Source organism: Blastococcus sp. SYSU DS0539, assembly GCF_054050855.1.
Window position 1 is genome coordinate 1 of sequence record NZ_JBJHAF010000022.1, and the last position, 19,051, is coordinate 19,051.

Below are 19,051 nucleotides of genomic sequence, written 5' to 3' on the forward strand. Positions count from 1 at the left end.
CCGTGGTCCATGCCCTCGTGACCACCGCCGTGGTCCATGCCCTCGTGACCACCGCCGTGGTCCATGCCCTCGTGACCACCGCCGTGGTCCATGCCCTCGTGACCACCGCCGTGGTCCATGCCCTCGTCCTTGCCGAGGAACGAGGTCGGCGACGGACGCTCGTCTCCGTGTGCGCCTCCTGCGGCGCGCCGTAGCAGCGCACCCGGAGCCGCGTCCAGATCGACGGCGAGGGTGCCCTCCCGGTGCACCTCGATCCGGTGTCGCGGTTCGGGAACCTGGCTCCACAAGACGTCGACGGCCGCTGTGAGTTCCGGTCCGGGTTCACCCAGGACGAGCAGGATGTCGGTATCCGCAGGTGCCAGGGAGCGCCTCCAGCCGCGCCGGTCGAGCTCGGCTTCGACGGACCATCGGAACGTCGTCTCGCCTGGGACGTCCACGAGCAGTACGCGGGGCCGGGACAGCGCCCAAGCCCGCAGTCGAGCGATCACGTCCATCGCAGCGCACCCTCACGCCAGACGTAGGTGACACCGACGAGCAGGACTGCGAGGAACCCGAACATCTCGATGACGGCCTGCGCACCCATGCCGGCGACCACCACTGCCCACGGGTACATGAAGATCATCTCCATGTCGAAGGCAAGAAAGAGGACCGTGACCGCGTACCAGCGGGCGTGGTAGCGGGAGACGGCGTGCTGCTGCGGCAGCAGACCGGACTCGTACGGCAGCACGGCCGCGGGCTCGCGCGCGCTCCTCAGCACAGATGAAAGGGCGTAGACGCCGACGACGCCGGCCACGACGAGCACCGCTAGCGCCAGCAAGGCGACCATGGCTCCCTCCTCCCCTCACGCAGGACACTCGACGGCAGCGGCCGGGAGTGGTTCAACCACAACATCCGGACGCTCGTCCGGGTAGGCCTGACCGTAGGAGTGGCCGAGAGCCCTCGCGCGTCGACGATCCTCCGGTTCAGCGCCCGCACCGAACACCCAGCAGCCACTGTCAGTCTTCGTTCGGCGCTGCATTCGCGAGAACGACCAACTGGCGCAGGCAGTGATCCCGTAGGGGCTCGGGAAACCCTTCGGCCAGGCGGTAGTAGACGACGCGCCCCTGCTTCCGGTTCGCCACCAGACCCGCCGTACGCAGCAACCGCAGCGCGTAGCCGACGGCGTCCTCGTTCGCGTCCAGTGCCAACGCGAGATCGCCCACGCAGAGCTCCTCGACCATGTCCAGAGCGAAGAGGACCCGGGCCCGGGTCGGGTCGGCCATGAGGCTCAGCACGCTGGTGAGCTGGGCGGTTTCCTCCCGACCGGGCAGTCGAGTGCGGGCGTGGGCAACCCGCTCGGGGTCCACCGGGTGCGCATGGTCAGGTTCGGACATGAGAAACACCTCCGATCCACTCATACCCGTACGGCCCTACGGGTAGCCCCCGATCTGCCGGCGAGAGTCTCGGACGGCACCCAGGCCGACCGACGCCGTAGCACCGAGGAGGCACCCATGACCGTGGCAGCCCAGATGCTCGACACCTACCCCAAGGACCTCGGTGGGGTGGACAAGCAGAAGCTCCTCGAGTGCATCGAGGCCTGCTTCGAGTGCGCGCAGGCCTGCACCGCCTGCGCCGACGCCTGCCTCAGCGAGGACATGGTCGCCGAGCTGACCAAGTGCATCCGCACCAACACCGACTGCGCCGACGTCTGCGACACCACCGGCCGGGTGCTGTCCCGGCACACCGGCTACGACGCCAACCTGACCCGCGCCGTCCTGGAGGCCTGTGCCGCCGCCTGCAAGGCCTGTGGCGACGAGTGCGCCCAGCACGCCGAGATGCACGAGCACTGCCGGGTCTGCGCCGAGGCCTGCCGGCGCTGCGAGGCGGCGTGCCGCGACCTCATCTCGTCCCTCGGCTGATCAGCCTGAGTCGCAGCTCGGCACCCTGACCGAAGACCGACGTGACGGCCAGGTCAGTACAACCGCCGTCGAGTCGCCGGTGAGCCGTCACCGGCGACTCGACGGACGGCGTGACTGGCCAGCGTGACGGCAGGTCGACGACCAGTGCTTATCGGTCAGCTACAGCCGCAACTACATCCGGACGGCTGACCGCCGGCCAGCGGCAGCTGCTGGACCGGTGCTGCGATCCGGTAGCCGGCCTCCTCCACAGCGGTGCGCACCGCGGCGTCCTCGACCCCGTTGTCGCTGGTGACGGTCAGTCCACCGGTAGCCAGCTCCACGTTCACGTCCGTGACGCCGGGCACCTGACCGACCTCCTCGGTGACCGAGTTGACGCAGTGGCCGCAGGTCATGCCGACGACGGTGTAGGTAGCGGTGCTCATGAGGCTTCCTCTCCGGACTGGTGGCGATGCTTGCGCGGGCGGCGGGATACCGCGCCGACATGCCTAGGGTAGTACCCCCCGGGGGTACACACCAGCCCGCAGGGCAGGCCCATCCCGCGGGACGGACCGGCGCCCGCCCCAGTTCGGGCGCACTCACGCCGATGCTTGAGGGGCCGGCCTCTCGGCCTTTTCCCGGCCGTACCAGGCCACGCCCTCACTGCTCCAGGACCACGTCGAAGGTCCGGCCCCCGTCCGTGGACGTGACCACCGCTGCCGCGGTCACGACGATGATGCGGCCGTCCTCATCCGCGGAGGAGGACACCGCCACCGCCTGCGGGGGCGATCCCAGGTCGGCGCCGCTCGCCCACGAGGCGCCGCCGTCGCTGCTGGTCCAGGTCACGCCCGAGGGATCGACCCCCGCCACGTGCACGCCGTCGTCCGCCCAGTCCACAACCTGTAGCAGCGGAGCGCCGTCCACGGCCGACCAGGTCCTGCCAGCGTCGGGGGACCGGAGCAGCCCCTGCGCGGTGGTCGCGAGCACCAGGTCCGTGTCGGGCGAGGCCGCCAGGCTGTGCGGCTCGCTCGGGATGGCCAGCGGCTCCCAGTCCCGGCCGTCGTCGCTTCGGAGCAAGGTGCCGTCATAGCCAAGACACCGGCGGCGCCGGTGGTGAGCGCGTGGAAGTCCGACTGGCCCTGCCGGGACACCGCACTCCAGGTCCGGCCGCCGTCGGTCGACTCGATCAACCCCATCGGCTGGGGCAGCTCGACCCGCAGCCCGGGGTGGCCGGAGGCGAGGAAGTGCCCGGCCCCGGCGACGGTGAAGCCCATCAGGTCCATGACCGGGCTGACCAGCTCAGCCTGTCCGTCAGCGGTCACCTGGAACAGCCCCTCGTGCGTCGCGAGAAACAGGGAGCCGTCGGCCGGATCGGTCCCGACTCCGTGCACGTGGCTGATTTCCAGCGCTGCCTGAGCGGGTGTCGGGGACGCCGCTCCGGACTCCGGCGCCGCGGACGTGCAGCCCATCAGCACGATGGCGCCGGCGGACAGGACGAGGACCGGCATGCCCCGTCGTCGGTGGGAGCCGGGGACAGGGAAGGTCGTCGGACGTGGTGTCACGGATGCACTCCTTGGGTGCCGGTGGACGGCACGCCGGGCCAGGGCAGAGGCGCCACGGCAGCCGTCTACCGGCCGGTGTTGTCAGGTTGAGGAGGTGGGGCGCGGCGCCGGAACGGCACCGCGCCCCCGGAGCGGATCAGCCACCCAGCTCCGTGAGCAGCTGCTGCATCTCCTCGATCTCCTGCGTCTGGGTCTGGCTGATCAGCCGGGCAAGATCGACGGCCTCGGCGTTGCGGCCGCCCTCGATCTCGGTTCGTGCCATCTCGACGGCACCCTCGTGGTGCTCGATCATGGCTTCGAGCCACATGCGGTCGAACTCCGGACCGGCGGCCGGCATGTCCTCCATGCCCATGCCGCCCATGCCCTCGGACCCGGGATCCATGCCGCCCATGCCCTCGGACCCGTGATCCATGCCGCCCATGTCTCCGGAGTCCTCCGGTAGCGGCTGACCCCACTCCTCCAGCCAGCCGGTCATGAGATCGATCTCCGGGTCCTGGCCGGCTTCGATGCGCTCGGCGAGGTCCACGACCCGGGGATCGGAGGCGCGGTCCGTCGCGACCTCGGCCATCGTGAGCGCGCCTTCGTGGTGCGGGACCATCCCCTGGGCGAAGGTGACGTCGGCGTCATTGAACTCCGCGTTCTGGTCGGCGGAGCTCTCGTCGGTCGCGCTGCTGCCGGCGGTCGGCGTCTCGGCGGTCTCCGAACAGCCGGCGAGGACGACGACGGCGGACATCAGTCCCCCGGTGAGGCGGACGAGGCGAATGCTGGTGCGGGTCATGCTGGTCTCCAGTTCTGCGGGATGTAGGCATGCGTGCGGGACCCCGGAGCAGCCGGAGCTGTCGGGGTGCAGCGGTTCGGCCTAGATCCGCAGGAGACAGAGGGCAGAGAGGTCCGGTGGCCGCGGCCGCAGGGACCACGCGGCGAACCGGCGGCCACGTCGAGGGGACCCGCGGAGGAGCGGAATCGCCCTGCCACGGAGGCGCGCCACGGCGCTCAGGATGGTCAACCCCGCGAGCAGAACGGCGAGACACACGGCCAGGACGTGAGCGTCGTGCCACGGCGCCGGCGGGCCGGTGGACGCGATAGCGGCTGCGTCGCGTACGCCGCCCGCAGCCGGGACGTCGGAGTGGTCGGGCATCCCGGCGTCCGCGGTGAGATGGACAGCCGCGGCGTGGCCACCGACGGATGAGACGGTTGCGAGCGACGAGGACCCGTGCTCCATGGCTGGGTCCGAGGCCACGCACTGCATCCCGTGCATGGCGAACACGGCAGCCAGCAGCAGCAGCGCCGTCCACAGCCGTGTCGCCATGACCACCTCCTCCATACGACGGTACGACGGCCTCTCGGACACACCGGCGACCCCTCGACGCACCACGACGGAACACCCACTCTCGAGGCGCCGTCGAGGCCGGCCGGGCGGCCGCAGGTACCGCCAGCTGGCCCGGAAGGAGGCGGCTTTACCCGCATGACCGTACGGGCATCCGGGCGGTTCACGGCGCCGCCTCCTGCACATCGCAGCCTCGGCGCCGCACGTGGGTCTCTCCGCCGCTCCCCAATCGCAGCGTCACCGCGGGTACGGAGGCGAGTGCCACCGCATGCGACCTCTGCACGGAGCGCGAGAGAACGGAGACCCGACCATGGCGTCGACGCAGAAGAGGGACGAGGGGCACGGACACGGACAGGAGCACGAGGACGGTCAGGGCAGCGGCAAGATGTCGCACCAGACGAAGATGTACCTGCGCTTCGGCGCCATGATCCTGACTACTGGCGCCGCAGCGCCGGGTCCGAACCGACCACTGCACGGTGTGAGCGGGCAGCCGCCGACCGCATCAGTCTCTCCCCCCTCCGGCACCAGTAGCGGCGGCAGTTCGACAGACATCCGCAGCACTGCTGGCCGACCGCTGGGCACGACGGGTGCAGAGGCGGTTGCGGCGAAAGGCGTAGGCCGCCCTCGCCGCACTGGACACCCCGCACCGCGGGTAGCCGGTTGACCTGGACATTCACCGGGCCACCAGGCCCGCGACCAGCCTCCGTCGCGGGTTCGAGCCGCGTCGCTCACCCCATGCAATGGAGGCCCGGTCGGTTCGCCGACCAGGACCTTATCTGTCCCGGCGCCGTCGACGGCGGCAATCGGGACCCCGCTGCCCCTCGCCGGGGGCAGCGGGGGAAGTGACGGGGCGACTGCGCAGACGGGTCGCCGGCCCGCCGTCCCGGTCCTACATCCCCTCCTGCGGCCGCGCCGAGGCCGAGCAGTTCGTCCCCATGGCCGCCTACTGGGCTTGGACACCGCACGCCAGGCCCGCGACACCGACGACCCGCAAGCCGCCGCGGTGCTGCCGCAGACAGCCGACCCGGTTCAGGAAGGCGCTGTGCCAGTCGAGGGCATCGGCCACGAGCGCAACGGAGGGGACGCCGGAACGGCGGGACCCCGACGTCCCTCGGAGCCGCGGCGTCAGGCCTGTTCGGCGGTGACGTCCGTCTGTGGTGGTTGAGCGGATGTTGCACCCCAACTCGCCAGGAGCTTGAGGGCGTCTTCCGAGGGAGTTCCGGGTTCGGCGGTGTAGGCGGTCATCGCCAGGTCCTCGTGCCCCTCGGTGGGCAGGGTGGTGGAGTGGTAGACGAGGTCGAGGGTGCCGACCGCGGGATGGTGGAACGTCTTGATCCCGGTGCGGTGGATGCGCACGTTGTGCGCGGCCCAGCGGGTGCGGAACTCCTCGCTGAGGGTGGACAGCTCCCCGACGAGCTCACGCAGATCCTTGTCGTGGGGGTCGCGCCCGGCCTCGGTGCGGAGGATCGCCACGGTCGTGTTCGCCGCGCCGTCCCAGTCGGGGTGGAAGTCCCGGGCCCGCGGATCGAGGAACTGGAAGCGAGCGATGTTCGCCGGCCGGCGTGGGTCGTCGAACACCGGCGAGTAGAGCGCCCGCCCAAGTGAGTTGGTCGCCAGGATGTCCATGCGGCCGTTCAGCGCGATCACCGCTGACGAACTCATCGAGTCCAGGAGCCACTGCACCCGCGGCCGGACCTGCACCTTGAAGCGACGTCCGGGCGCACGAGTGGGCTTGGCGGCCCGGGCCAGGTCGAACAGGTGGGCGCGCTCGGCCTCGTCGAGCTGCAGCGCCCGGGCGACGGCCTCGAGGACGTCCTCGGACACGCCAGCAATGTGGCCCTTCTCCAGCCGGATGTACCAGTCGGTGCTCACCCCGGCCAGGACCGCGACCTCCTCGCGACGCAGCCCGGGGACCCGCCGCCGGCCACCGCCGGGCAGCAGACCGGCCTGCTCCGGGGTGATCCGGGCGCGCCGGCTGGCGAGGAAGTCGCGGATCTCGGTGCGGTTGTCCACCTGATCAACGGTAGGGCGCGCGACCGCCGAAGGGAGGTCGAGCTTCTACCCCTACAAGTACGACCTCCCGCACCTGCGGATGAAGGCGTTTCGTGGTCCTCATCGTCCGGCCCGTGGGCGACGGATCGGGTCTCGTGCAGCGCCGTCTTCGTAGCTCCGCCCGTCCGTCCCGACCACAGCGGCCGCCGCCAAGCAGGTCCTGCCCCCCCCGAGAGGAACCACCATGCGAGTAGCAGTGCTCCACGCCCCCGGCGACGTCCGCGTCGAGGACCGTCCCCGGCCCCAGATCGAGCAGCCCACCGACGCGGTCATCCGCCTGGTCGCCGCCTGCGTGTGCGGGTCGGACCTGTGGCCCTACCGCGGCATCGAGGCGATCGACGCGCCGCGGCCGATGGGCCACGAGTACGTGGGCGTGGTCGAGGAGGTCGGCGGCGACGTCACCACCGTCAAGCCCGGTCAGACGGTGGTGGGCTCGTTCTTCGCCAGCGACAACACCTGCGAGATCTGCCAGGCCGGCTACCAGTCCCGCTGCGTGCATGGGGAGTTCGCGACCCCGACCGGCGCCCAGGCGGAGTACGCACGGATCCCGCTGACCGATGGCACCCTGGTCGCCACGCCGGGAACGCCCGATGCAGAGCTCATACCCTCACTGCTGGCCGCCTCCGACGTGCTGGGCACCGGCTGGTTCGCCGCCGTCGCCGCCGAGGCCGCCCCGGGCAAGACCGTCGCCGTTGTCGGCGACGGAGCCGTCGGCCTGCTCGGCGTCCTGGCGGCCAAGCACTGGGCGCCGAGCGGATCATCGCCTTCAGCCGGCACGCCGACCGCCAGAACTTGGCGCGCGAGTTCGGCGCCACCGACATCGTCACCACCCGCGGGGACGAAGGTGTCGCCGAGGTCAAGCAGCTCACCAACGGTCTCGGGGCGCACTCGGTCATCGAGGCCGTCGGCACCCAGGAGTCGATGCTGCAGGCCATCCGCGCCACCCGGCCCGGAGGGCACGTCGGCTACGTCGGCGTCTCCCACGACGTGCAGCTGCCCGGTGAGGAGCTGTTCTTCTCCGGCGTCCACCTGCACGGCGGCCCGGCACCGGTCCGCCGGTTCCTGCCCGACCTGATCGACCTGATCCGGAACCGGACCATCGACCCGGGCAAGGTCTTCGACCTCGAACTGCCGCTCGAGCAGGCCGCCGAGGGCTACCGCGCGATGGACGAGCGCCGCGCGATCAAGACGCTGCTGCGTCCCTGACCGGTCGCGAAGCCGGTGTGCGTCGGTCCTGAGTCCGACGCACACCGGCTTCACGCCAGGACCGCACTGACCCACCCAGGTGTCGGCCGGACCTGCGCGTGACGCCGGGGTGCCGTGCGCGCCCGCACGCCGACTCCTCGATGAGCCACCTCGCCGCGCTCGAGGCGCTCCCCGGCGGGTGGGACCCCACCCTCGTGGTGGTTCCCGGGGCACGGCACATCGACTTCTACGACCGCACCGAGCTGATCCCCTTCGATCAGCTCGAGAAGTTCTTCGCCGACAACCTCGCGTAGAAGCCGTGGCTCGCACGCCGGCGCGGCCCCTTCAAGGCCGCGCCGGCCGGCGACGCGTCGCCCGATCAGAACCCAGGAGACCGACCGTGCAGATCACACGGAGCTCGATCGACACCGCCAAGGGCCCCGCCGACTGGTTCACCGGCGACGTCTACATCGACGCCGTCGCCGCCGCCCCGGCGCCGTCCCGGCTGACCGCGAACCTGGTGCCCTTCATGCCCGGTGCGCGCACCCACTGGCACCGGCACCCGCTGAGCCAGACGGTGTTCGTCACCGAGGGCGTCGGCCTGTGCCAGCGGCGCGGCGGCCCCATCGAGGTCATCCGCCCCGGCGACCGCGTCCTGTTCGAGGCCGACGAGGAGCACTGGCACGGCGCCGCGCCGAACCGCCTCATGGTCCACCTGGCCATCAACGAGGGCGACGCCGATCACGCCGTCGTGCACTGGCTGACGCCCGTCACCGACGAGGAGTACGCCGCCGCCCCGGCCGTCGACTGACACCCCATCCCCACCCGCACCACCGCTGAAGGAAGAACACCCCGCATGCGCGTCAACGCCTACGCCGCCCACGCCGTCGGCCAGCCCCTGACCCTCACCACCATCGAGCGCCGGGACGTCGGCCCGAACGACGTCCTCATCGAGATCGAGTACGCCGGCATCTGCCACTCCGACATCCACGCCGTCAACGGCGACTGGGGTCCGCAGCCCTTCCCCGTCGTCCCCGGCCACGAGATCGTCGGCGTCGTCCGCGAGGTCGGGCACGGGGTCACGACCCACCGCGTCGGCGACCGCGTCGGCGTGGGCTGCATGGTGAACTCCTGCGGCGAGTGCGCCAACTGCCTGGGCGGCGACGAGCAGTACTGCCTCCGCGGCATGGTCCCCACCTACGCCGGCACCGACCGCGACGGCACCACCACCCAGGGCGGCTACTCCACCCACGTCGTCGTCGACGCCGGCTATGTCCTGCGGGTGCCCGACGGCATCGACCCCGCGGCGGCCGCGCCGCTGCTGTGCGCCGGCATCACCACCTACAGCCCGCTGCGCCGCTGGGGCGCCGGCCCCGGCAAGAAGGTCGCCGTCGTCGGCCTCGGGGGCCTCGGCCACATGGCGGTCAAGCTGGCCGCCCCTATGGGTGCGGAGGTGACCGTGCTGTCGCAGTCGCTGAAGAAGCAGGAGGACGGCCTCCGCCTCGGCGCCACCTACTACCACGCCACCAGCGACCCCGACACCTTCACCGAGCTCGCCGGCCGGTTCAACCTGATTGTCAACACCGTCAGCGCACCGATCGACGTCGACGCCTACCTGTCGCTGCTCGCGGTCGACGGCGCACTGGTCAACGTCGGCGCGCCGGCCGAGCCGCTCTCCCTCAACGTGATGTCGCTGATCGGCGGGCGCCGCACCTACGCCGGGTCGATGATCGGCGGCATCGCCGAGACGCAGGAGATGCTGGACTTCTGCGCAGATCACGGCATCGGCGCCGAGGTCGAGGGCATCCCCGCCGAGAAGGTCAACGAGGCGTACGAGCGGGTGCTCGCCTCCGACGTCCGGTACCGGTTCGTCATCGACGCGGCCACGCTGCGGTGACGTCTGACCAGCTGGCGCTCCAGGCCGGGCCGGCGGCATCGCCCGCCGGCCCGGCCGGCGACGGCGGCGCATCGGCGAGGCTCCCCTTCGTCGTCTACGTGCTCGCCGTCGGCACGTTCCTCATGCTCACCACCGAGTTCGTCGTCGCCGGCCTGCTGCCGGAGATCGCCGGCGACCTGCAGGTCAGCGTCGCCCAGGCCGGCCTGCTGATCACGGTGTTCGCCGTCGGGATGGTCGTCGGCGCGCCGACGATGGCGCTGCTCACCCGGCGGTTGCCGCGCCGGACGACGCTGGTGCTCGCCCTCCTTGTGTTCGCCGCGGGCCACCTCGTGGTCGCCCTCGGATCCAGCTTCGTGCTGCTGCTGGCAGCCCGGTTCGTGACGGCCTTCGCGACCGGCGCGTTCTGGTCGGTCGCATCAGTGGCGGCCACCCGCGCCGCCGGTCCCGGCGCCAGCGCCCGCGCTCTCGGCCTGGTCGGTGCCGGAGGCATGCTCGCCAACGTCGTCGGAGTTCCGCTCGGCGCGTTCGCCGGCCAGTTGTCGGGCTGGCGGGGACCCTTCTGGGCGCTGGCCGCCCTCGCACTGGCCGCCGTGCCGCTCATCGCCCGGCACGTCCCGGGCGACGAGGACGGCGCCCAGCAGCCGGTCCCGCTACGGTCGGAACTCGGCGCGATGCGGTCCAGTCGGCTGTGGCTGGTGCTGGCTGCTTGCGCGACCACCACCGGCGGCATCCCTGTCGGCCTACTCCTACATCTCGCCGCTGCTGACCGACCGGGCCGGCATCGCGCCCAGCTGGGTGCCGCTGATCCTGGTCGGCTTCGACGTCGGTTCGCTCATCGGCACGATCATCGGAGGGCGCCTCGGCGACGCCCACCCGCACGCGACCACCATCGCGGTCGCAGCGTCGACCGCCGTGGTGCTGCTGGCGATCTACCTGCTGTCTGCCCACGCCGTTCCGACGGTGCTGCTCGTGGTCCTGCTCGGACTCCTCGGGCTGAGCGCCAACCCGGTGCTGCAGGCGCTCGCGGTCCGATTCTCCGGCGTGGCCCCCACGCTGGGCGTGGCCATGACCGTGGCCGCGTTCAACCTCGGCACCGCGGTCGGCTCCTGGGGCGCCGGCCACGCCCTCGACTCCGAACTCGGCGCGGCCGGTCCCGCCCTGGTGGGCACAGGCATCGCCGCGCTCACCCTCATCCCCACGATCGCCCTCGCCCACCGTTCCCGCCGCCCCATCCCAGGAGATGCACCATGACCACCTTTGCCATCGTCGGGGCCGGCCGCGGCCTCGGCGCCGCCACTGCCCGCCGCTTCGGCCAGCAGGGCTTCGACGTCGCCCTGCTCTCCCGCAGCCAGGAGAACGTCGACGCACTCGCCGCCGAGCTGACCGCGGAAGGCATCACCGCACGCGGATTCGCCGCGGACGTCCGCAACGTCGCCTCCCTGACTGCCGCACTCGACCAGGCCGCCGGCACCCTCGGACCGGTCGAGGTGCTCCAGTACAGCCCGATCCCGCAGAGGGAGTTCCTCCGCCCGGTGCTCGAGACGACGCCAGACGACCTGGCCGGCGCGCTGGAGTTCTCCGTCCACGGGCCCATCGCCGCCCTCAACCAGCTGCTACCCGGCATGCGCGCGCTGGGCCGCGGCACCGTGCTGTTCGTCAACGGAGGCAGCGCCGCCCGCCCCAACGCGCGGGTGGCCGGCACCTCGATCGCCTTCGCCGGCGAGTCCGCGTACGCCCAGATGCTGCACGAGGTCCTGGCCGACGAGGGCATCCACGTCGGGCAGCTGATCATCCCCGGCGCCATCACCCCGGGCCACCCTCGCAACGACCCCGCCGTGCTCGCCGACACGCTGTGGACCATGCACGCCGAGCGGGGCGCGTTCCGCCGCTTCGCCGAGGACCTCGACGCATGACCGGACAGCGCCCGCGGGCATCCGGACCACGGGCGAGCGCCACGCCGCCCGCCGGCTGATGGACTGGCTCAGCAGCTTGCCCGTGTGCACCGTGCCCGTGGTGGTCGCACTGGTGCTCCTCGCTGAGTCCGGACTCATCATCGGCCTGGTGCTGCCCGGGTCGTCGCTCGTGCTCGGTTTCGGCGTCCTCGCCGGCGCCGGGCTGGTCCCGATGCCGGTGGCTGCGCTGACCGTGGCTGCCGCCACGGTGGGAGGGGCTGCGCTGGGTCATCGCCGCGCCGCACGGGGCGGCTCCGACGCGCCGCTGCTGCCGACCGGAGGGCGCCTCGGACGGTTGCTGCCCCGGCGGGTGCGGGACCTGGCCGACCGGGCAGCGACACCGTGGTCGGAGGCGGTCGCTAGCCGGCCGGTGCGGGTAGCGGGGATGGCCCAGCTCGTCACCGGGTCGCGGACGCTGGCACCCCGCATCGCCGCCCGAGCCGGGGTAAAGGTGGCGACGTCGGTCAGCCGACCGTGGCCGTTCCTGATGACGTCTGCTACCCCCTCGGCGGCGGGGGCAATGGCGGCCGGGACACGGGGAGGAAGGCTTGGGATCCCGTCCGATCCGGACGTCCGGGTATCGTTCCACCGCGCTCCTCCCCCGCCCGCCATCTCCGTGATCGGCGCCGCATCTCGGAGAGAGGCCACGGGCCAGGCGGTCATCCGATGGGGGTTGAGGCGTGTCGCTGGCGGAAGACGACCAGGTGAAGGCCTCAGCCGTCGGCTTCATGCACGACGGGCTCCTCTACAACAACGCCAGCGAGCTCGCCGCCGTCGCGGGCCGCTTCCTGAGTGAGGGGCTTGCCGCGGGCGAGGCAGCCGTCGTCGCGACCGGTGCCTGGACCGCGGGCCTGCTGCGCGAGGCCGTCGGCGACGACGACCGACTCAACGTCCTGGATCGGGCGGACGTCTACCGGGCGCGTACGCCGACGGCCCTCACCGCCTTCCGCCAGCTGGCCGACCGGTTCGTCAACGAGGGCGTGACCCGGGTGCGGGTGGTCGGCGAGGTCGACTTCGGCAGCACCGACCAGGACCGGATCGAGTGGCAACGCTACGAGTCGGTGATCAACCACGCCCTGGCTCCCTGGCCGCTCTGGGGCCTGTGCGTCTTCGACACCCAGCGGCTGCCCCAGCCGGTCCTCGAGTCCGCCCGGCGGACACACCCGACCCTCGTCACGGACAGCGGCCGTGGTCGCAACCCGGACTTCCTCGATCCGGCGGAGTACCTCAGCGGGCTCGCGGCGCCGCAGGAGGCTCTCGAGGAAGCGCCGCCCCTACTGGCCGTCCGCGGCGTCACCGACTTCATCGGCCTCCGCCACGCCGTCGCCGGCGAGCTGGCGAGGACGCACGGACCGCGCGACGTCATCGAGGACTTCACCCTCGCCGTCGACGAGATGACCTCCAATGCAGTGCGGCACGGCCGGCCACCTGTCGACCTGCACCTGTGGGCCTCGGCCGAGAGGGTGGTGTGCCGCATCACCGACCGGGGCGCCGGGATCGACGACCCCTTCGCCGGCTACGGACCTGCCCATGGCGAGGACCTCTCCCGCGGGGGGATGGGGCTGTGGCTGGCCCGCCAACTGTGCGACCACGTCGACGTGAGGCGGACGGAGCACGGCACCTCGGTGCGGCTGATCGCACACCTGCGCTGACCGCGGCCACCTCCGTGGGTCTCGCACCGACACACGGATGCGGCAGAATCCCGGTCGCAGCGAGACCCCGCCGCGACCTTCACCAGCTCAGGAAAGGGGAACCGTGGACGACGCCGAACAGGCGCTGCAGGACCCCGACCAGGCGCGAGCCGCGCTGCTGGACCTGGCGATCGCGGCGGCGGGCATCGGCACGTTCGAGTGGGACCTGGTCACGGGGCGGCTGTCCTGGGACGCGCGCCTCGACGAGCTGTTCGGCTTCGCTGTGGGCGCCTTTGAGCAGACCATCGAAGCCTTCATGGCGCGACTGCACGCAGACGACGCACCCCAGGTCAGCCGGCTGCTCCAGGAGGCCATCGACTCCGGCGGCGACTACGAGGCCGAGTACCGGGTCGTGGCGCCCGGTGCACCGGTGCGCTGGGTCGCCGCCCGCGGCCGGGTGCTGCGCGACGAGTCGGCGACCGCCGTCCGGCTCCTGGGCGCGGCCTGGGACGTCTCGGCCCGCAGGCAGGCGCAGGACCGTCTCGCCCAGATCCTCGAGACCATGGCGGTCGGCTTCCTCGCCCTCGACAGCGACTGGACGATCACCCACGTCAACGGCGAGGGCGAACGGATCACCGGCTACTCGCGCGCCGACCTGCTCGAACGGAACGTCTGGGAGGCCTTCCCGGAGGCCGTCGGCTCGGACTTCGAGCAGCGCTACCGGGAGGCCGTGCGCAGCGGACAGCCGGTGACCTTCGAGTCGTACTACCCCGCGCCCCTGGACGTCTGGGTGGAGGTCCGCGCCGTCCCGACGCCCGAGGGCCTGTCGCTGTACTTCCTGGACATCAACGGTCGACGCCGCGTCCAGCAGGCCGCCGACCTGGCTGCCGCACGAGAGCGGCTGCTCAGCAGCATCACCGAGGAACTGGCCGCCACCCTCGACGCGGACGAGGCGGTCACTCGGCTGACCCGGCTGATCATCCCCACGGTCGCCGACTGGTGCATCGTCACGCTGGTCGACGACGGCTCCGACGCCGGCACCCGCCGCGGCCTGCGCAACGTCACCGCGTGGCACGCCGATCCCGCCCTGCGTCCGGTCGCGGACGCCTACGCGCAGAGCCGGCTCTCGGCGCTCACCGACGACGCGCTCGTCGTCAACGCCCTGCGCAGCGGGCAGCCGCAGGTACTGGCCAGCGGCGCCACCCCGACTGCCGCCGCGATGATCCAGCCCGGCCCGGTGCGCGACCTCCTCCTCCGGCTGGCGCCGGAGTCGGTGGCCGTCCTGCCGCTGCCCGGCCGTGACGGCCCGGTCGGGCTGCTGACCATCGCCCACGGCGCCGAGCGCGGGCCCCTCACGCCCGAGGACCTGACTACCGCCCGTCACGTGGCCGCCCGGGCCGGGCTGGTGCTGGACAACGCGCGCCTGTTCCGCGAGCAGCGGGAGGTCGCCGAGGGGCTGCAGCGCTCCCTGCTGACTCCCCCGCCCGAGCCCGACCACCTGCAGATCGTCGTCCGCTACGTCCCGGCGGCCCGGGCCGCCGAAGTGGGCGGCGACTGGTACGACGCCTTCCTGCAGCCCGCCGGCGCCACCGTGCTCGTGATCGGCGACGTCATCGGCCACGACATCGCCGCGGCCGCGGCCATGGGTCAGATCCGGACGATCGTGCGAACCATCGGCGCCGAGGACGGCGCAGCGCCCGCGGAAATCCTCAGCCGCGCGGACCGGGTCATGGAAACGCTGCAGACGGGCACCGCTGCCACCGCCGTCGTGGCCCGCCTGGAACAGACCGACGACGAGCGCCGCCGCGGGGTCACCCGGCTGCGCTGGGCCAACGCCGGCCACCCGCCGCCTATGGCCATCCACCCCGACGGCACGGTGCTACCGATGGCCACCGTCCCGGCCGACCGACTGCTCGGCGTCACGCCCGACGCGTCCCGCCGGGAGTCCGAGGTCCTCCTGGACCGCGGCGCCGTCGTCCTGCTCTACACCGACGGACTGGTGGAACGCCGCGACCAGGACCTCGACGCCGGACTTGCGCACCTGCAGCGGGAACTGGAGGCGCTGGCCGGGCAGGACCTCGACAGCATGTGCGACCAACTCCTGGAGCGGATGCTGCCCGACAACCCCGACGACGACGTCGCCCTCGTCGCCGTCCGGCTGCACCCCCAGGACCGGCCTCGCCCGCCGGAGGCCGGCCCCAACCGCATCCCGCCCAACGTCCCGGACGAGTCGGACGGTCACCGACGCAACGTCAGCGAATCGAAGTAGTCAGCGCGTGGCACAGCGCCCAGTGGGGCACCGCCACGTCGCAGAACTCCTCGACGCTCATCGGCACCCGTCAGCGCGGAGCCTGGGCCTGCGCTGGTGCGCTGTCAGCTGCGCCCACTCCGCGATCTTCTGGGCCGACACCTCCGCCTGGGCCGGCTCCGCAGGCATGCCGCCGTACTGCTGCTCGTCCGCGGGGCCGGCCTCGCTGCTGTTCCGGCGGTGTGACATCAGGTTCGGCAGCATCTCGCCGATTTTCAGGACGTCGTCGGCGGTGAACCAGACCCCCTTGGTCGTACCGGTGCGCTGGTGCGGGACCCGGCGTTCGCGCACCAGGTCCTTGAGCCACTTCTGCTTCATGTTGAGCATCCGAACCACCTCAGCTGACGTGTAGCAACGGACGGCGGCGAGCTGTTCGTCGGTCATGCGCGGACCGGTCCGGCGTCGTGCGGGCACCGCAATCGCCCACCCGACGGGTGATGCCGACAGACCAGCCGTTGGGGGGCAGATTGGGGGCAACGAGGACGATGAGGGCCGCTCAGGGACGATAAAGGACGATCAGGGACGTCCGAGAAGCCCGGTATTCTGGGGATTCACCGGGCCAGCAGGCCCGGGACCGGCCTCACTCGCGGGTTCTAGCCCCGTCACTCACCCGAGCGAAAGTGCTGGCCAGCGAGATGCTGGCCAGCACTTTCCGTTTCGTGGGCGCCTGCCGGGTCTCAGCCGGCCACGGTGATCCGATCGGTCCCCGGTTCCGGCACCGGGTCTCCCGACAGGTAGGCCACCAGCGCGTCGATGTCGAAGCCGGGCTGGTTGACCGGGTCGGCGCCCTCGGTGAGCACGGTGAAGCCGTCCCCGCCGCCGGCCAGGAAGCTGTTCACCGTGATGCGGTAGGTCTCCTCCAGCCCGACGGCCTCGCCACCGATGGTGAGCGAGCCGGGCACCACGCTGCCGCCGTCCGCCGCCACCTGGTACCGGACCGAGTCCGAGGGGGCGAGCACCCGCTCGACCTGGAACTGCTGGTCGAGCAGCGCGTACAGCTGCTGGCCGGTCAGGTCCAGCGTCGTGAGCAGGTTGTTGAACGGCTGGACCTCGAAGGCCTCGCCGTAGGTCACCACGCCGTCGCCCTCGCCGGCATCGGAGGAGGCGTGGAGGAGGTCGGCGCGCACCCCACCGGGGTTCATGAAGGCCGCGACCGCGCCGGCCTCGTCGTCGGTGGCCGCCAGCTGGGCGTCGGCGATCAGGTTCCCGAGCGGCGACTCCCCGAGCAGCGACCCGACGAGGGGCTCCTGGGCCCGCACGATGTCCTCGGTGACCGCGCCGACCGGCTCATCGGCGATCGGCTCGGCCAGCTGGGCGTACCGGTCGACGAGCGCCTGCGCCTCGGGGTCGGGCTCGACGTCCCGGGTGACGACGACGTTCTCGGCCTGCGCGGCCACGACGTCGCCGCTGCGCCGGTCGATGCTCAGGTCGATGTCGGTGATCAGCCGACCGTTGGACAGCGCCTGGGTGACGAGCTTGCCGTCGACCTCGTCCTCGCCCTGGCAGACGAACCCGTTGTGGTAGTGCCCGGTGAGGACGACGTCGACCGCGTCGTCGACACCACGGGCGATGTCGAAGGCCGGGCCGGTCGGGTCGTCGCAGGCGTTGATGCCGCCGCTCGCGGTGCCGCCCTCGTGCAGCGCGACGACGATCGCCTCGACGCCGTCGGCGCGCAGCTCGGCCACGTAGCGGTCGATGGTCTCCACCTCGTCGACGAAGCGGACGCCGGCGATGCCCTCGGCCGAGACGATGGAGGGGGTCTCGTCGAGGGTCAGCCCGATGACGCCCAGCTCCACCCCCTTGAAGCGGTAGACCTGGTAGGGCGGCAGGACCGGTTCGCCGGTCTCGCGCCCCACCACGTTGGCGGCCAGCCAGTCGGCATCCGACCCGTCGTAGCCGTCGCCGTCCAGGCACCCGTCCTCGGGGTGGCACGCACCGCCCTCGACGATGCGGAGCAGCTCGTCGACCCCCTCGTCGAACTCGTGGTTGCCGACCGCGGCGACGTCCAGGCCGAGCCGGTCCATCGCGTCGATGGTCGGCTCGTCGCGGAAGAGGGCCGACAGGAACGGACTGCCGCCGACCAGGTCGCCGTTGCTGATCGTGAGGCTGCGGCGGTTCTCCGCCTCCAGCTGCCGGAGGTGGGTGGCGAAGTAGGCCAGGCCACCGGCGTCCACCACGCTGCTGTCGGCCAGGGTGACGCGCCCACCGGAGCCCGCCGGCGGCTCCAGGGCGCCGTGGAAGTCGTTGAAGGCGAGCAGCTGGACCTCGACCGGCTTCGGTCCGGCCGGTGGGTGGTGCCCGGGGCCGGCGGCCGCCGCAGGCGCGGCGGCGAGAGCAAGGGCGGACAGGGACGCGGTCGCGGCCAGGGCGACCACGGGACGGAGCCTCATGCGGTACTCCTCGTGAGGGGTCGGTGCCGGGTCACCGTAGGACGGTCGTGGGCTCACCGGGCGAGCCGCCGGTGAACGGTGGACGACACCGGAGAAACCAGTGGCGGGTCGGCCACGGAGCGCCACCGAGTGGACGCGCGCGATGACCCAGCTCACACTGGCCTCGTCCGGAGGCATCGACCGAACGGGAGCTCGGGCCATGCGCCGCTGCTTGATCGTCGCCAACCAGACCCTCACCACCGACACGCTCAGCCGGGCCGTCCAGGAGCGGATGACGTCCGAACCGCACGAGTTCCTCCTCGTCGCGCCGACCACCCCCGCAGCGGACGAGGTCGACGGCCCGAGCGCCTACGAGGGTCTCGGGCCGTCCGCCACCGATCGCGCCTACGCGCTGGCCCGGCAGCGCCTCGACCGCGCCCTGGACCACCTGCGCGCCCTGGGTGCCGCGGTCGAGGGCGAGGTGGGCGACTCCGACGCGCTCGAGGCGATCCAGGCCGCGGTCCGCCACTTCCCCGCTGACGAGATCGTCATCTCCACCCTGCCGCGCGGGATCTCCCAGTGGCTGCGCCGTGACCTGCCCGCGCGCCTGCGCAAGAGGTGCGCCATCCCGGTCACCCAGGTCACGGCCGACGCCGAGGTGCGGGCCTGATCCGCCCACGACCGACGAGGGACGTGCCCTCGACGGGCCGCCGGGGCGACGGACGTGACGAACGGCTCACCACTCAACCGTGACGTGAGGGACGAGTTCCCGGCAGACTGTCCGTGACACGAGCGATGCCGCCCCAGCGCAGCGATGATCCGAGTCGGCGGATTCCGACCGACGTCGCGGCCACGGCGCGAGCGCCGCTCTTCCGGGTGCACCACCGCGCCCAC

18 protein-coding genes and 2 pseudogenes are annotated in these 19,051 nt (G+C 72.1%); 12 read left to right on the forward strand and 8 right to left on the reverse strand.

Annotated features, from left to right (window positions below):
* Positions 1-484: 484 nt before the first annotated feature.
* Positions 485-826: an NADH-quinone oxidoreductase subunit A gene (locus tag ACI790_RS19330; protein ID WP_456571416.1), complete on the reverse strand. Its 342-nt coding sequence runs from the start codon at positions 824-826 to the stop codon at positions 485-487.
* 169 nt (positions 827-995) lie between these two features.
* Positions 996-1,373, reverse strand: coding sequence for an ArsR/SmtB family transcription factor (locus ACI790_RS19335; protein WP_456571417.1), 378 nt, complete (start codon positions 1,371-1,373; stop codon positions 996-998).
* 117 nt (positions 1,374-1,490) lie between these two features.
* On the opposite strand from ACI790_RS19335, the gene ACI790_RS19340 reads away from it, so the two are divergent.
* Positions 1,491-1,898: a four-helix bundle copper-binding protein gene (locus ACI790_RS19340; RefSeq protein WP_456571418.1), complete on the forward strand. Its 408-nt coding sequence runs from the start codon at positions 1,491-1,493 to the stop codon at positions 1,896-1,898.
* A 155-nt stretch (positions 1,899-2,053) separates the two neighbouring features.
* Here the strand turns inward: ACI790_RS19340 and ACI790_RS19345 are convergent, their stop codons facing one another.
* From ACI790_RS19345 to ACI790_RS19360, 4 genes are all read right to left on the reverse strand, one after another.
* The gene (locus ACI790_RS19345) at positions 2,054-2,320 is read right to left on the reverse strand and encodes a heavy-metal-associated domain-containing protein (RefSeq protein ID WP_456571419.1); all 267 of its coding nucleotides are present in this window, start codon (positions 2,318-2,320) and stop codon (positions 2,054-2,056) included.
* A 214-nt stretch (positions 2,321-2,534) separates the two neighbouring features.
* The gene (locus ACI790_RS19350; RefSeq protein WP_456571420.1) at positions 2,535-2,951 is read right to left on the reverse strand and encodes a WD40/YVTN/BNR-like repeat-containing protein; all 417 of its coding nucleotides are present in this window, start codon (positions 2,949-2,951) and stop codon (positions 2,535-2,537) included.
* Positions 2,952-3,572: 621 nt separating this feature from the next.
* Positions 3,573-4,214 carry a DUF305 domain-containing protein gene (locus tag ACI790_RS19355; protein WP_456571421.1) on the reverse strand — a complete coding sequence of 214 codons (642 nt, stop codon included), beginning with the start codon at positions 4,212-4,214 and terminating at the stop codon, positions 3,573-3,575.
* A gap of 1,674 nt (positions 4,215-5,888) precedes the next feature.
* Entirely contained in the window at positions 5,889-6,776 is an 888-nt protein-coding gene (locus ACI790_RS19360; RefSeq protein ID WP_456571422.1) for a helix-turn-helix transcriptional regulator, read from the reverse strand.
* Positions 6,777-6,999: 223 nt separating this feature from the next.
* Between ACI790_RS19360 and ACI790_RS19365 the strand changes: the two are divergent.
* From ACI790_RS19365 to ACI790_RS19410, 10 genes and pseudogenes are all read left to right on the forward strand, one after another.
* Positions 7,000-7,308: pseudogene (locus ACI790_RS19365) on the forward strand (alcohol dehydrogenase catalytic domain-containing protein); the annotation flags it as partial.
* Positions 7,309-7,607: 299 nt separating this feature from the next.
* The gene (locus ACI790_RS19370) at positions 7,608-8,021 is read left to right on the forward strand and encodes a zinc-binding dehydrogenase (RefSeq protein WP_456571423.1); all 414 of its coding nucleotides are present in this window, start codon (positions 7,608-7,610) and stop codon (positions 8,019-8,021) included.
* A 140-nt stretch (positions 8,022-8,161) separates the two neighbouring features.
* Positions 8,162-8,314 (forward strand): hypothetical protein, encoded by a 153-nt coding sequence (locus tag ACI790_RS19375; RefSeq protein WP_456571424.1) that lies wholly within the window; start codon positions 8,162-8,164, stop codon positions 8,312-8,314.
* Positions 8,315-8,400: 86 nt separating this feature from the next.
* Positions 8,401-8,811 (forward strand): (R)-mandelonitrile lyase, encoded by a 411-nt coding sequence (locus ACI790_RS19380; RefSeq protein WP_456571425.1) that lies wholly within the window; start codon positions 8,401-8,403, stop codon positions 8,809-8,811.
* 45 nt (positions 8,812-8,856) lie between these two features.
* Entirely contained in the window at positions 8,857-9,897 is a 1,041-nt protein-coding gene (locus ACI790_RS19385) for an NAD(P)-dependent alcohol dehydrogenase (protein ID WP_456571426.1), read from the forward strand.
* 122 nt (positions 9,898-10,019) lie between these two features.
* Positions 10,020-10,559 (forward strand): annotated as a pseudogene (locus ACI790_RS19390) (MFS transporter); the annotation flags it as partial.
* 133 nt (positions 10,560-10,692) lie between these two features.
* On the forward strand, positions 10,693-11,148 hold the full coding sequence (locus tag ACI790_RS19395; RefSeq protein ID WP_456571452.1) for a hypothetical protein: 456 nt from the start codon (positions 10,693-10,695) through the stop codon (positions 11,146-11,148).
* On the forward strand, positions 11,145-11,810 hold the full coding sequence (locus ACI790_RS19400; RefSeq protein ID WP_456571450.1) for an SDR family NAD(P)-dependent oxidoreductase: 666 nt from the start codon (positions 11,145-11,147) through the stop codon (positions 11,808-11,810). Before ACI790_RS19395 ends, ACI790_RS19400 begins: the two co-directional genes overlap by 4 nt.
* 719 nt (positions 11,811-12,529) lie before the next feature.
* Entirely contained in the window at positions 12,530-13,501 is a 972-nt protein-coding gene (locus ACI790_RS19405; protein ID WP_456571427.1) for an anti-sigma factor RsbA family regulatory protein, read from the forward strand.
* Between the two features lie 103 nt (positions 13,502-13,604).
* A complete protein-coding gene (locus tag ACI790_RS19410; RefSeq protein ID WP_456571428.1) occupies positions 13,605-15,749 on the forward strand; it encodes a SpoIIE family protein phosphatase in 2,145 nt (714 codons plus the stop codon).
* A 57-nt stretch (positions 15,750-15,806) separates the two neighbouring features.
* Here ACI790_RS19410 and ACI790_RS19415 read toward each other — a convergent pair whose 3' ends face one another.
* On the reverse strand, positions 15,807-16,172 hold the full coding sequence (locus tag ACI790_RS19415; protein WP_456571429.1) for a hypothetical protein: 366 nt from the start codon (positions 16,170-16,172) through the stop codon (positions 15,807-15,809).
* 293 nt (positions 16,173-16,465) lie between these two features.
* Entirely contained in the window at positions 16,466-18,178 is a 1,713-nt protein-coding gene (locus ACI790_RS19420; protein ID WP_456571430.1) for a bifunctional metallophosphatase/5'-nucleotidase, read from the reverse strand.
* 199 nt (positions 18,179-18,377) lie between these two features.
* Between ACI790_RS19420 and ACI790_RS19425 the strand changes: the two genes are divergently transcribed.
* The gene (locus ACI790_RS19425) at positions 18,378-18,827 is read left to right on the forward strand and encodes a hypothetical protein (RefSeq protein ID WP_456571431.1); all 450 of its coding nucleotides are present in this window, start codon (positions 18,378-18,380) and stop codon (positions 18,825-18,827) included.
* Positions 18,828-19,051 lie beyond the last annotated feature (224 nt).